The following is a 12258-nucleotide window of genomic DNA, read 5'->3' on the forward strand; positions in this document are numbered from 1 at the left end:
AAATGTTTGTTAAAATAAAGAACTGCAATCCAAAAGATTATTATAATGATATTAATAAACAGTCTGCTATCCAAAGTTTCCTAGAGGCACATGGCGAAAGAAAACATATCATTTATTGCCCTAAAAAAACATGTCAAGAAATAGTCACTAGTGGTCTTTTCGGTAATGTTCATAATAAATACTCAAGCGATCTTTTAGACCTAAAAAATGAAATTGGAACTTTAAAAAATAACGTCAGTGTCGATTTAACTATCGACTTTTCCTTGGAAAAGGAAAATATCACTAGTTCAATTATTAATAACCGATTTGAAATCACCTCATCTTATCACTACTTGTTATCGGCATCATTTAAAAACAAATGCACTTTCCTCGCAGAAGATGATTCTGACTGTGAATTCTTCACTCTTATTGCCAAAACAATTACTAAGTTAAGATTTGGGAAGAACATAAGCTTGTCCTTCAACAACCTAGAGGGGGGAGGCTCAAGAACTCATAAAAAATACAAAAGAATGCTCTCAGATAAATCTTTTGGCATATGTATTTTAGACAACGATAAAAAACACCCTTTGGGTGCAGAAGGGGATACTTCAAAAGCCTTCAAATTGGACCGAGAACAGCGTGGTTATGCTGTCAATCAGGAATGTATTGTTCTTGATTTCCACGAAGCCGAATGTGTTGTACCACACGAAATATTAATCAACGTAGTTGATAAGAGCAAGATTGATACTTTGGATAAAATTGAAATCTATGATCGTCATAAAGAATACCAATTCCGACGTTACTTTGATCATAAGAAGGGTATTAATCTGGCAAAAAGCTGGGATCTGGACTCAATCTACAACTATGAATTCTGGGAACCTTTTTTTGTGCAAGAACCTTTATTTCAAACTAAGCCTTGTAGACAAATTAAAAAATGTATCAATGTTAAAACAAACATACAGTGCGAGAACTGTATAAATATTGACGGTTTAGGTGAAAAAATCTTGGTCGAAAGTATTGATGAAATGAAAAAAGTTCACCTCAGGCCTATTTATAATAGATTGACACCTCATATCAAATCTCAATGGGATTTTATAGGTCAAAAGCTCTTAGATTGGGGGTGTGTGCTATCCCTTCCTCCAATTAAGTCATTCTGAGAATTAGAATGACTATGTGCCAGTAATAATGCAAATTTCTACTGGCACTACTCCTAAGCGATTTCCTTTTCTCTCTCCAATCTTCCCTGCAATGCCAAAGCAGCGGCACTACGCTTATCCACCAAGCGTTTTACTAGCTTTCTAAGAATCGTTTCGTATTTCTTAAAGCGTGAAAAGGTGACGGGTAAAGTTTGGCAAAAGAAAGCAAAGCGCGTTTCTTGCGTCCAGCCTATACGGCCACCATCGCAGCATGGGCAGGTTCTTCTTGCTCGGTTTTTGGCAATGTATTTACCGCTACCATTACATTCAGGGCAGACTTGGCCGAACTGCTGCGTCGCTTCTGCAATCGCGGTAGAGACTAAGGCTTGGAGCGCTTTATCTGGGTATGGGCCGCGCCATGTTTCCATTAGCGTGTTGGCTTCCTGTAAGGTGCTTTGGTAAAGCTTGTTAAGTGCAGGCCTATCTTGCAAATACTCAACGAATAACACCAAAAAACCTACTGGTGCTTCCTTCCAGGCTAGACCAACAATTGCCAGCTGCTCATCCTGAGAAAGTCCCCCCTTACCGCCAGAACAAAGGTCGTAGGTGACCCCTTTTACATTGAACTTTGCCAATAGCTTTTCAATTTGCATTACGCCCTCGCTCCCAGAGCTGCGACCCTAGCAAATACCGAGTTCTTTCGAAACTTCTTAGGATTGGGGCGCTCAAGCTCATTGAGTGGTTTGACCTTAGATTTATCGGTCAAACGCATCGCGTTTCTTGAGGGGAGCGAGCCATCCTTGGCTTTATCTGCGTACTTCTTCAACGTTTTTCGGAACTTCACTCTAGCCTCACGTTCGCTTAGCAGGCCTCTACAAACAAAACCCACCTCTTGCGATGTCCAGTACTCGATATCCCCCTTGGGTTCACAACGAAGCATTCGAGTAAATGCCTCGTCAATATCAACCAACTCTTCACGTCCCATAGACACAAACTCTGGCAAGCTTGGTGGCCATACACCCCCTTCCAACAAAGCCTGATTGACTGCACGACGAATCTCACTGACCGACATCGTTGTAATCGCTTGAGTCCAAGTCGATGGTAGTGCCTGATGCGGCCATTTCGTCCCGTAAGCCTCCACAAACTTGACTTGGATCCAATCTTCTAGGTTCAAAAGAATCACTTTGTCGCCCAATCGATGTGGCAGTGTGTCCGTATCGTTCGAGCAACTCGGCGTTGTATTGCTCGACTCGATTTTTGGGTGCTGCTTGGCTTGTTCGAGTCTTTTCATGGTCGTCGTTCCATCGTTCTTGATTCAAGTAAGTCGTTAGGTGCAGCTTATCGAAACCAAACTGTCGATTGGCCACACGAGTTTCTACATCTCGACAGAGCATCTCGGTGAACACTTCCGGAGGTTCACTTTGCGCTGTCACGATACTTTTGAATTTTGCTAACGAGTTCTTCTTCGATTTCTTGGTTGGGTATGCGGCCCAAAGCCGATCAAAGCAAGATTCAATCACCGACACAGGATCTTTATTGTTAGTAGTCTCTGGTAGTCTCTGTGTAGTCTCTGTTTTAGTTTGGCGCTTTTGTGCAGCACAGGTTGGCGCATTTGTACTACACTGCTTGGCGCATTCCGCCAAACTAGAATGGCGCAATTGTGCAATCAAGTTTGGCTCATTGATTTTGTAAAAAATACGGCACGGAACCCCCTGTTTTTTCTCTTCAAGAATGCCTAAATCACGCAGTTTTTTTCGTGCAGTGTCTAGCTCGCGCCGTGTCATTCCGGTTTCTTCTTCCCACTCAGCTTGAGTTTTATAGAAGTAACCGGATACATTGGTTCTTCGGCTCCAATAAATCGCTTGGCTTAGCATTAATGCGCCCGTAATGCCGATGCCCAGCTTGACGAATGGTCGATGAAAAGCGATGGGCCTATCTAGAAATTCGATCATTTAACCGCCCTCGCCTTCATGGTTTGTAGGATTTGCTTCGCTTTATTGCGCGACACCACATAACGACAATTGCCGTTGTTTGCTATCCACAGCATTTGGCCATAGTAATTTTGATAAAAAAGACTCATTGCACAAAGTTCTCTTGTTTTGTTAATTCGCGTAGTCATTAAATGCATTCAGGTGGTCAGCCTTTTTGCGCCATCAATGTTTCTAAGTATTTAAGTAACGGGTCGTGAGAGCCGGCGCTCTCTTGTAGCTCTCGGTAGGCATCACGAAGTTGTTCAGACGTGGCATGTTCACCAAGCAATAGTATCGAGCGGAGTGCTTCAGATGACTCTTTACTAAAATCGGCGAGTAGTTGGTCACGGTTCGCCATGGTTTGACTGGAGCCAATAGCCGCAACTGAATACCCAAGCGGGTTTAAGAACTGATTCAGTGCAGCCGTTGCCCTAGCTTTAGGCATGGCTGCAATAATTGCAGGCAACAAATCCATCACGTTGGCTTTGGCCTCTGTGCTTGTTCTGCTGACATAACGAAATAAATTCTGAGTGTTGTTAGGATTGTTGAAAGCCGACGGCACTTTGAGAAGATGTTCCCTTTGGCAGTCCTCCTCTTCGTAAATTTTCATCTTGTGATAAAAACGAGAAATGTATTCTGCAATTTGTTCTTTCGTAGCATCACTTCGCCAAGCGACTACCGCGTTATGCATAACGCTTTTTAAACTGGGTTGCATGGTTCTTCCTTACTGGTTGTTTATCCAGAATGTTGGTGATCAGCCTTGACCTGAAAAATTTAATATGATGTTAGAAAATATCTGGCCTCAGTTGATGTTTATCGACCTCTCCATTAGTTACGTCATGTAAGTTTTTTGCTAATGCAGCCCCTGGGATTTTGTGTCCAGTAATCACCAAACGTAAGTACCCTGTACTTGTTTTTAGTTTCTTAGCCATAGATTTTCTTTGCGTATCAGATAACTGACACCAGTATTCTTTATACATATTAAGCACCTCTAAGGTACATAATACACAAACAAAACGTACCTTCAAGGGTATGTACCTTTTAGGAACAAATTCTTAAAGTAACAACATGTTCTAAGTAGTTAAAAATGCTCAGGTAGATGTAATGAAAACTGCAGAAGATATTAGAAGAGAAAATGCACGATCTCTCGCTCAAAAAGTTGGTGGTACTACGGCATTTGCAGACAAAATTGACCGTTCTACAACTCAAGCCAGTCGATTTATGGGAAAAGGCGCAACACGTGCTATTGGGCCAAAAATTGCTCGACACATAGAGAAATCTTTCAACATGCCAGAAGGTTGGTTAGATACAGATCATACTGAAGAAGAGCTAAAAGAAGCGTCGACGCAATTCACTACAACACAAACTAGACGAGTACCTATTCTTAGTCATGTGCAAGCAGGTTCTTGGGGTAAAATCGACTCTAAAGACATTATTTACGAGGAGTTAGACTGGCAAACAACCTCAAGCAATATCAGTGAGGAGGCCTTTGCCATGCGTGTTACGGGCAACTCTATGACCAATCCACATGGTTCCCCGTCGATACCAGCAGGCTCCATTGTAGTAGTTGAACCATGCAACTGCCCTGATAATGGAAAGATTGTCGTAGCGACACTTAATGATGCTCCAGAGGCAACGATTAAAAAGCTAGAGATTGATGGTCCACATAAGTTTTTGGTCCCACTGAACCCCAAATATGACCCTATCCCAATCAGTGGGAATTGCCGAATAGTCGGCTATGTAAAACAAGTCATTATGAACTTGTAGCAAAGAATCACTCAAAGAAGGCCGCTCACAATAGCGGCTTTTTTTGTACCTTAAATTCGTAAAATTCAAATGAAGCCCAAAAAATGTACTTTACAAGAACAAATATAATAAGTACCTTAAGGATACATTATGACGAATAACAATGTACCTAAAGTAAAAAGGAAACCCCATGACGTATTTATCTCTTACAGACATAAACAAAACTCTAGAAGGCGCTAAAGCTATTCAATTACATAGAACGAGCTTCGAACATTACCTAGCAAAGATGCCAAAAAGCGATCCGTTTTATGACGATCTAGAACAACTCATTCAGCTAAGCGATAGGTGTGAAAATTTGGAAGTAAGCGTAGGAAAAGAAGACGCCCAAACGATCCATCAGTTCAAGGCTCTTTCTGACCAATTGAGCACTAAATTGAATGAAATGAGATTTTGAAAGGCTGAAAAAGAGAAAACCCCTATCGGTGACCAAACCAATAAGGGCTTACTTTGTGCAATGAGAATTAGATAACCAAACCTAAACCTCGCAATCAGTATATAACTGGCTGACCACCAATTTCAAGTACGTAGACTGATTGCCAGGTTTCATCCTGAAACCAAAGGAACTTTGTGTAATGACGACTCCCCCACTTCGAAACTCTCAGGAAGAGTTTATCCATAAAAAGATTCATCAAATCTTACTTGGTGAAGGCTACAAGCGTGACGAAGCAACTCGGGCTTGTAACTTCGCGATTAAAATCTATCGAACCACCGCTTCGTTCGGAGGCCGTGGCGGCAAGTGTTTCGACTTTTGTTTAGCAAAAGCTCGCCAGTTGCTTGCCCCAGTAAAAAAGAAGGCCACCGCTCGAAAGCGAAAAGCTGCAAAATGACTAAGGAACGTAAACGCAAACAAGCAGCAGTTCGCGCCAAGCGCCTAAGGGATAAGCGTAAAACCAGTGGCAATAACGATATCCGAGTGACGTTATCACCCAATGAAATCACAAAGCTTAATGATATATGCCAGTTCTTCGCTTACCCAAGGGAACCTTACACCCAAATTGAAGCTTTGCAGTCGCTTATTCATCGTGTTCATGCCGAGATACCCAAGATAGAAATCGATTTGGGTTGTTGCGGTAAATGTGGTGAACAGCTACCACAAGGCTGCGCTAAGTTACGCCAAGGCGGTTTGTTTAATGGTGATGCAATGTGTTGGCACACCACGAACCGAGTACGAATTATGCCACCAGCAAAAGGAGTTGCCCAATGATCAGTTTCGCCGTCTATGCCGTTATTTGTGCGGTGTTTTATGTTTGTTATATGAAAAGTTCAGCTAATAGAGGAAATTAAAATGGCCAATTCAACGATAAACCTAGCAACACAACGCTTTTTCATCAGTGATAAAGAGGTTCGTGAAACTCTTGGTATTAGCCAGCCTACTCTGTGGCGTTGGACTCAAGAGCTCGGATTCCCAAAAGCGGTGAAAGGCATGAGAGGAAAACGTCCTTACAAAGAGTTCATTGAATGGGCGAAAGAGCGCGGGATGATTTGAGCATTTAGAAAGGGAAGCAAGCGCTTCCCTTTTTTGACTAGAACAAACTGATGCATTCTTTCCATAGGATTTATCAATATAACCTTTGAGAAGAGCTGAGATATCAATATCCTCTAAGCGGAGAAGAGCCGTTCAGCTCATGTGAATATAGGGGGATTTATACAATAAAAAGTAGTTTTTGGCGATAGCACCTAATTTTATCAACTAACTAAAAACATTCCCATATGTGGGAATGCTTTTGCTACCTAGTAGTTGGCTTCCGCTGCGGGTTGGAGTGAGTCACTAACATTTTCTACTGTATATGTATAGCTACTATCTTTGCAGCTCAAATATTTTAGTCTTTGCGCTGTGATTTCACATATACTCTTGTAGCCAGATTTAAATGCGATATGGTTTTCTGAGATCAAGTCTTTTGATTCCATAAGAATTACCCTGCGATTTCCACCGTCAGTTTTGTTTAGCTCATAAGCAGCGTGAGCAGTGGTTCCCGTACCTGCAAAAAAGTCTAAGATCAAATCGTCTGGCTGAGACATCTGATCAATAATATCTTTTATGTACTCTAGCGGCTTCGGAGTATCAAAAAGCTTATCACCATATATCTCTTTGATTTCTTTAGTTCCGCACTCTGTGTAATACGAACTCTTATTCCACAGCGTTCTAATTTTTATTCTCTTTTCATCAGAAGCATAGTTTTTGACATACACTGTTCCTTTCGGGCTTGCATACAGTTGCCAAGCACGTTCCTTTGCAGTGTCTCTACCCCATAGCCAGCGTCTTTCAACTCCTTTTGAGTCGATGGGATATACCTCTTTTAGATGTGGATCAGGCTCCAGAAAAACTTCTCCAACTTCGTTAAAGTAGAGGGGGTAAAACATGTTTGGTCTGTCAGTCCTTAAGCTGGCTTGGCCTTTCTTCCTGAACAATCCATCGATTCTGTATCGCCCGTGCTTATCAGCTTTGTCGTACTTTTCAGGATCATCCATAGCTCCTCGGAGTTTCGCCTTATTTGTCTTTCCGTAAACGACTAAATACTCATGACTTGCAGCAATGTTCTTCTTGCTACCTTTTCCATTCTTTGAGCGACACACAACGATATTGCCGAGAAAATTATCTTCTCCAAAAACTTTGTCCATCAGCACTTTAAGGTAAGGAAACTCATAGTCATCAATACTTATCGCAATAACTCCAGAATCTTTAAGTAAGAAATGAACAGCGACTAGTCTAGGAAGCATAAACTCCATCCATTCAGAGTGCTTTCCCCACAACCCGACATCAGGGCTTTTTCGAGAGTCGTTGTAGATGAACTTACTACCACAGTTGTACGGAGGATCTATGTAGCAAAAACCTATTGAATCTGAATGCTTTTCAGACATACCTATCAAGTGATTTAGGTTATCGCCACAAAAAACAGTGCAATCTGTATCATTAGCAACGTGCAAAGTAGATAATGAATCTTCTGCAAACATGTCTTTTTGTAGACACTTGCCTAATCCAATTGATATTGATAAGGTGCTGATTTTACTGTTTATTATTGAGAACATATTTACTCCAAGTTAACGACACAGAGTATAACCTTTTTTTAGTCACTATGCAGTGGTGTTAAAGCATGAAACTACCTTCGGAAAACCTAAGTGTGCCAGATAAACTCGCAGAGTTTGAGCAGTGGTTAACCCCAAAACTAGAACGAATTAAGGACACTGATAAGTTCAATACTGAAATATCGTCTCTGTGTAATTGTATTCGAAATCTGTCTAAGTACTTAGATAATTTCGAAAAAATGGAGCTTTGCACTATTGAAAATCTAGTAGATGCAATTGTAATGTCTAGTTCCTCATTTACTAGTGGCGTCAGTTTTTTTGAAGACGAGTCAGCCCTAACTAACTACTATGACTCAATCTTTAACTTGCTGTTTCTCGCAACAGGAGCAACGGACAATAATCTCAAGAACCACTTTTTGATTAAACTCAAAGAAGATGAAATTTCAAGCTCCATTCCCAAGAGAGGGAGTGGTAAAAAGCTCATCAAGTTCACCCTTAAACCTCTCCCCAACACGACTAAAGCTGACTATGTTGCAAGACAATTAGCCGCCTGCTATGTAGGTGGGATTCAAGAGTATGACACTCTAGTTACTACTGAGCCTACCTTTTCATTGAGACAATACCTAAAGCTGTACCTTGTTGAATATGTTTCTTTAATACTTGAAGACGAAGAAGATGTATTGCAACTTTGGGCAATGTGCTCATCGTTTATGAAGTTAAGTAGCCAATCAGAAGATATGGCTAGGTATTTGATTAGCTCATGCACAATTTTCAAAGTAAGAGGCTCGGTTTCTGCTAGTGGCGGACACATTCCTGAAAATATATTGCGAGAAAAACTGACAGAAATGGGGCTTAAGCCTGATGTTGACTTTAATACTTCAGATGTCGTGATCGGCGAAGAGATGGTTACTGAAGGGGGAAAACGTAAGAAAAAAACAAGAGCGTATGACTTCGTTCTCCCATACAAAACGGAAGGTTGGCAACCCAAGTTATTTATTCAGTCACAATTCTATGCGGGTGATAGCGGTAGCGTCTCACACAAGGTAGTAGACCAAACCTCATCATCTAGACAATTCACAAAAGAAAAATACCCTGATGCGAAGTTTATCGAGTACTTGGACGGGGCAGGTTACTACGCTTCATTAAGAGGCGATTTGGAACATATGCTAACCATGTCAGACACTCATACTTTCATTCAAGTTAAATCAATACTAATCAGACTTCGACGCGAATTTCAGCACATTCAGTACCTTACACCTGTTGAGTTTGAGCATGCAATTTTTGAAACCGCTCTAGGAGTTAGAGACGATGTATTCGTCAACTTAATAAGAGACGGCTACGACTTAAATGAGATTGAACGTGTGGAAACAGAGGTACTAGCAGATTGTCAGATCACCATATCTAATTCACAGTACACTATCGAAGAAAACAGGATTAACTACTCAAGAAAACTATTCTTGCTTGATGTTGCAGCCACCAACGCTGACAAAATCACGAATGAACAACGCCGTTCAGGGAGATATATCTTAGTTCCAGGTTTTGGCTCAAACTTCGGAATACTTGGTTCTGAGCTTGCTGGCTTAGTTTGTCAAAAAGCAAACTATATAGAAATAACCCCAGCTCAATACGAAGAAGACCTAGAGTGGCTCCTTGATGAAAAGGTCATTGCTCGCTGCTAGGCCTGACGATTCAACGCCTTCTTCCTACGCAGGGAGTGAAAAACAGCCCCGAGGGGCTGTTTGATTATAAGTATGCTATTGGCTTTTGAGCTGTACTGCACCAGTGAAATAGGGCAACTCGACAAGGCAAGTTACCATACTAGAATTAATTCGATGATTTACGATTTAATTAAATAGTCTAAATTATTTCTGTCCAATTGTGTTTTAAGAATCGTGAAATTCTACTCATCATTCTTAGTGGATCTTATGCAAATTAAAAGCTATATATTTGCTACATGGATGGTATGAATTTCTTATAAATTATTTTTATGTATTTGTTAATTAATGTATTTTGGGGATTTTATTTACACATTAACCGTGCGTTAGATAATAGAGGCAAATATGGAAGAAACTGATTTTTTGCAAGCGTTAGCCGACGAATTATCTGCTTTGCCTGATCCAAGTTATTGGTTCTCTGAGTTAAGAGAGATTCGGAGTGAATTGGGTAAAAGTAAGTCTGATACAGTCGCTATGCTAGCCAAAAGAGCTTGGCTCAAGAAAATATGTAATTCATCTTATCCATTACATCCTGACGTAAAGCGAAGCATTGAGCGTAAATGTTACTTTTTATCTGAAAGTGATAGCTTTCTGATTTGGGCTACCATAATAGCTCTGATTGATGGTGACAATTCCGACGAACGTTATTGCAAATGCAAATTAAACATTGAGCAGAAGTATGGTTATGAAGTTTGGCTGAAAATATTCGGCACATCGCAGAAGATAAAAAATGTGCTATCGACCCAAAGCTCAAACGTACCTTATTCATTGAGTTTCATGGCGACACGAAGTGTGACTGTTCGAGGCTGGATAAGGGATGACAAACTATCAAAATTACCAAAACACGTGTAATCACCTCACAAACGATACTTTTTCTAATCTGGCGGAAGTCTTTTAGAATAAAAACAATAAATAATTTCTTGTCCAATTGTGAGTTACTACAACTAAAACTATCCATTTTCACACTTAATAAAAGCAGCCCATAAACTATAAGATTCTCTCTGCTCATCTAAATAGTCGTAATCCAAATAGTGGCTCTGTACGCCACGGTGCACTTTGTGACCTAGCATAGTCTCTGCCACATGAAATGGAACACCCATCGCTTCCCACATATTACGGGCTGTTCTGCGCATGTCGTGATTGGTAGTTCTAGGGAAACCTGCCGCCTCTATCGCATCAGCTAACTTACGGCCAAACTCTACAGGCACGTTCTCGGCCATTGGCCTGTCATGTTCAACTCTCACTGGTGGGAACATGATGTCTAGATCAGGATAAATGGCGAACTGGTTTCGAATGACTTCTTTTGCCAATGGCGGAATCGCACGTCGAATTGCCCCGCCCTGCTTTTTCCTGATCTTGTTATTCTCTGCTGGTACTGTCCACACTAGCGCTTCTAAATCGAAGTCTTGCTTCTTCGCTAAGCGCAGCTCGTTACTGCGGTTGGCAAATATCATCATCAGGCGTAGGAAGTTTTTATTGCTCTCATGCACACCTATGTCATCAATAGCTTTCCATAGTGCTTTGACGCCAGCTTCTGTCTGCTTGCTCTTTTTGGTATCGGTTGGTGCACCTACATCGGTTTTCTTTACTTCTGCAAGCATGTTGTATTTGAGTAAACCGTGGCGTACCGCATAAGACAGCACTTGTTTGAAGCGCGACATAAGGTTTGCTGAATGCTTTGCACTCACGCGAACCTTAGCCTTTTGAAATACTGGCATGTAATCGGTCAGTTCAAGGTGTTTGGCTTGGCGTTGTCCTAAATATGGGCTGATGTCTGTTCTAAACATCTTCTCTAGTGCTTGCCACTGCTTTACGTTGTCTTTGCCGTGGTGTTCAACCCAATAGTCGATTAAGTCGTTTACTGTACTTGGAAGGGCTTTGTCTGAAGGGTTGATGCCTGTTCTTGGGTCAATGCCTAAGATGACTAACTCAGCTTTCTTTTCACGCTCCCGCAATGCATCGCGCATCTTCATCGCTGGGTACTCGCCAAGTTTCATTTTTATGGCTTTACCTAGGTAGGTTACGCGGTAAACCCAGGTCACTTTACCTTTAGGGCTCACACGCACGCCTAAGCCATCTCTATGGGTGACTTCGGGTTGCCCTTTGTAAGGCTTACCTTGTGTGGCTCTTAGCCAAGCATCTGTGATTGCCATTCATTTGTACCAAAAATATTTGGTACAAATTTGGTACAAATCCAATATGAATGCAAGTGTATTCTAATCATTATGAGCTAGTATCCACCAAATATTTTGAATGACGTTCTTTTTGTTAAGCGATTGTATTGAAAGGGTTCTATCAAGGGGTATGAATGGTAAAGAGGGATTGCAATAAGAAGGGAGATTCACGTCTTGAGACACACCAAGCAACACATGAAAATGTTTAATATATGTCTTTCAATCAACTAGTACGCTGATTGGGGATATATGCATAATAAAGATACCCACATAGAAGCAAATACAGATGCCCCATTTGTGAGTAGCCAAACATTGTAACGAAATAATATGAAATGACAATGTTAGTCCCGCAGCACCACAAAACTATATGACTGAAATGTCTCTTCTATATAGATCCTTCTAACGCCTAACCCATAGCTCAATCAGTAATTCGTTGGCTTTATCTACAATACAA

The 12258-nt window shown here is 41.1% G+C and carries 15 protein-coding genes; 8 read left to right on the plus strand and 7 right to left on the minus strand.

What is annotated here, in order from left to right; translation table 11 throughout:
- Positions 1 to 2: 2 nt before the first annotated feature.
- On the plus strand, positions 3 to 1136 hold the full coding sequence (locus OC193_RS09360; RefSeq protein WP_048666430.1) for a hypothetical protein: 1134 nt from the start codon (positions 3 to 5) through the stop codon (positions 1134 to 1136).
- Between the two features lie 53 nt (positions 1137 to 1189).
- Here the strand turns inward: OC193_RS09360 and OC193_RS09365 are convergent, their stop codons facing one another.
- The 5 genes from OC193_RS09365 to OC193_RS09385 form a co-directional block, all read right to left on the minus strand.
- Complete coding sequence (locus tag OC193_RS09365; protein WP_048666431.1) at positions 1190 to 1768, minus strand: hypothetical protein; 579 nt, start codon at positions 1766 to 1768, stop codon at positions 1190 to 1192.
- Positions 1768 to 2187: a hypothetical protein gene (locus OC193_RS09370; protein WP_048666432.1), complete on the minus strand. Its 420-nt coding sequence runs from the start codon at positions 2185 to 2187 to the stop codon at positions 1768 to 1770. The genes OC193_RS09365 and OC193_RS09370 overlap by 1 nt, the downstream gene beginning before the upstream one ends.
- On the minus strand, positions 2174 to 2989 hold the full coding sequence (locus OC193_RS09375) for a hypothetical protein (protein WP_053085073.1): 816 nt from the start codon (positions 2987 to 2989) through the stop codon (positions 2174 to 2176). The genes OC193_RS09370 and OC193_RS09375 overlap by 14 nt, the downstream gene beginning before the upstream one ends.
- Before the next feature lie 262 nt (positions 2990 to 3251).
- Positions 3252 to 3800, minus strand: coding sequence for a toxin YdaT family protein (locus tag OC193_RS09380; RefSeq protein ID WP_048666437.1), 549 nt, complete (start codon positions 3798 to 3800; stop codon positions 3252 to 3254).
- A gap of 70 nt (positions 3801 to 3870) precedes the next feature.
- Positions 3871 to 4065: a helix-turn-helix domain-containing protein gene (locus OC193_RS09385; protein ID WP_048666438.1), complete on the minus strand. Its 195-nt coding sequence runs from the start codon at positions 4063 to 4065 to the stop codon at positions 3871 to 3873.
- A 124-nt stretch (positions 4066 to 4189) separates the two neighbouring features.
- Here OC193_RS09385 and OC193_RS09390 point away from each other — a divergent pair, with 124 nt between their 5' ends.
- From OC193_RS09390 to OC193_RS09410, 5 genes are all read left to right on the plus strand, one after another.
- Entirely contained in the window at positions 4190 to 4852 is a 663-nt protein-coding gene (locus OC193_RS09390) for a LexA family protein (protein ID WP_048666440.1), read from the plus strand.
- A gap of 169 nt (positions 4853 to 5021) precedes the next feature.
- Complete coding sequence (locus OC193_RS09395) at positions 5022 to 5285, plus strand: hypothetical protein (RefSeq protein ID WP_048617912.1); 264 nt, start codon at positions 5022 to 5024, stop codon at positions 5283 to 5285.
- 178 nt (positions 5286 to 5463) lie between these two features.
- Entirely contained in the window at positions 5464 to 5718 is a 255-nt protein-coding gene (locus OC193_RS09400) for a hypothetical protein (protein ID WP_048666441.1), read from the plus strand.
- A complete protein-coding gene (locus OC193_RS09405; protein WP_048666442.1) occupies positions 5715 to 6095 on the plus strand; it encodes a hypothetical protein in 381 nt (126 codons plus the stop codon). Before OC193_RS09400 ends, OC193_RS09405 begins: the two co-directional genes overlap by 4 nt.
- Before the next feature lie 81 nt (positions 6096 to 6176).
- Positions 6177 to 6377 (plus strand): helix-turn-helix transcriptional regulator, encoded by a 201-nt coding sequence (locus OC193_RS09410; RefSeq protein WP_004733439.1) that lies wholly within the window; start codon positions 6177 to 6179, stop codon positions 6375 to 6377.
- 245 nt (positions 6378 to 6622) lie between these two features.
- On the opposite strand, the gene OC193_RS09415 is transcribed toward OC193_RS09410, so the two are convergent.
- Positions 6623 to 7918, minus strand: a complete 1296-nt coding sequence (locus tag OC193_RS09415) for a site-specific DNA-methyltransferase (protein WP_048666444.1) — start codon at positions 7916 to 7918, stop codon at positions 6623 to 6625.
- Positions 7919 to 7983: 65 nt separating this feature from the next.
- Here OC193_RS09415 and OC193_RS09420 point away from each other — a divergent pair, with 65 nt between their 5' ends.
- Positions 7984 to 9594 (plus strand): hypothetical protein, encoded by a 1611-nt coding sequence (locus OC193_RS09420; RefSeq protein ID WP_048666447.1) that lies wholly within the window; start codon positions 7984 to 7986, stop codon positions 9592 to 9594.
- Between the two features lie 381 nt (positions 9595 to 9975).
- Complete coding sequence (locus OC193_RS09425) at positions 9976 to 10482, plus strand: hypothetical protein (RefSeq protein ID WP_048666449.1); 507 nt, start codon at positions 9976 to 9978, stop codon at positions 10480 to 10482.
- Between the two features lie 98 nt (positions 10483 to 10580).
- On the opposite strand, the gene OC193_RS09430 is transcribed toward OC193_RS09425, so the two are convergent.
- Entirely contained in the window at positions 10581 to 11783 is a 1203-nt protein-coding gene (locus OC193_RS09430) for a tyrosine-type recombinase/integrase (RefSeq protein WP_048666450.1), read from the minus strand.
- Positions 11784 to 12258: the final 475 nt, after the last annotated feature.

This window comes from Vibrio crassostreae (assembly GCF_024347415.1).
Classification (GTDB): domain Bacteria; phylum Pseudomonadota; class Gammaproteobacteria; order Enterobacterales; family Vibrionaceae; genus Vibrio; species Vibrio crassostreae.

Excerpts from the sequence above, each read along its gene's own strand:
- OC193_RS09360 (WP_048666430.1), top strand. The coding sequence starts at position 3 with ATGTTTGTTAAAATAAAGAACTGCAATCCAAAAGATTATTATAATGAT.
- OC193_RS09365 (WP_048666431.1), bottom strand. The coding sequence starts at position 1,768 with ATGCAAATTGAAAAGCTATTGGCAAAGTTCAATGTAAAAGGGGTCACC.
- OC193_RS09370 (WP_048666432.1), bottom strand. The coding sequence starts at position 2,187 with ATGTCGGTCAGTGAGATTCGTCGTGCAGTCAATCAGGCTTTGTTGGAA.
- OC193_RS09375 (WP_053085073.1), bottom strand. The coding sequence starts at position 2,989 with ATGCTAAGCCAAGCGATTTATTGGAGCCGAAGAACCAATGTATCCGGT.
- OC193_RS09380 (WP_048666437.1), bottom strand. The coding sequence starts at position 3,800 with ATGCAACCCAGTTTAAAAAGCGTTATGCATAACGCGGTAGTCGCTTGG.
- OC193_RS09385 (WP_048666438.1), bottom strand. The coding sequence starts at position 4,065 with ATGTATAAAGAATACTGGTGTCAGTTATCTGATACGCAAAGAAAATCT.
- OC193_RS09390 (WP_048666440.1), top strand. The coding sequence starts at position 4,190 with ATGAAAACTGCAGAAGATATTAGAAGAGAAAATGCACGATCTCTCGCT.
- OC193_RS09395 (WP_048617912.1), top strand. The coding sequence starts at position 5,022 with ATGACGTATTTATCTCTTACAGACATAAACAAAACTCTAGAAGGCGCT.
- OC193_RS09400 (WP_048666441.1), top strand. The coding sequence starts at position 5,464 with ATGACGACTCCCCCACTTCGAAACTCTCAGGAAGAGTTTATCCATAAA.
- OC193_RS09405 (WP_048666442.1), top strand. The coding sequence starts at position 5,715 with ATGACTAAGGAACGTAAACGCAAACAAGCAGCAGTTCGCGCCAAGCGC.
- OC193_RS09410 (WP_004733439.1), top strand. The coding sequence starts at position 6,177 with ATGGCCAATTCAACGATAAACCTAGCAACACAACGCTTTTTCATCAGT.
- OC193_RS09415 (WP_048666444.1), bottom strand. The coding sequence starts at position 7,918 with ATGTTCTCAATAATAAACAGTAAAATCAGCACCTTATCAATATCAATT.
- OC193_RS09420 (WP_048666447.1), top strand. The coding sequence starts at position 7,984 with ATGAAACTACCTTCGGAAAACCTAAGTGTGCCAGATAAACTCGCAGAG.
- OC193_RS09425 (WP_048666449.1), top strand. The coding sequence starts at position 9,976 with ATGGAAGAAACTGATTTTTTGCAAGCGTTAGCCGACGAATTATCTGCT.
- OC193_RS09430 (WP_048666450.1), bottom strand. The coding sequence starts at position 11,783 with ATGGCAATCACAGATGCTTGGCTAAGAGCCACACAAGGTAAGCCTTAC.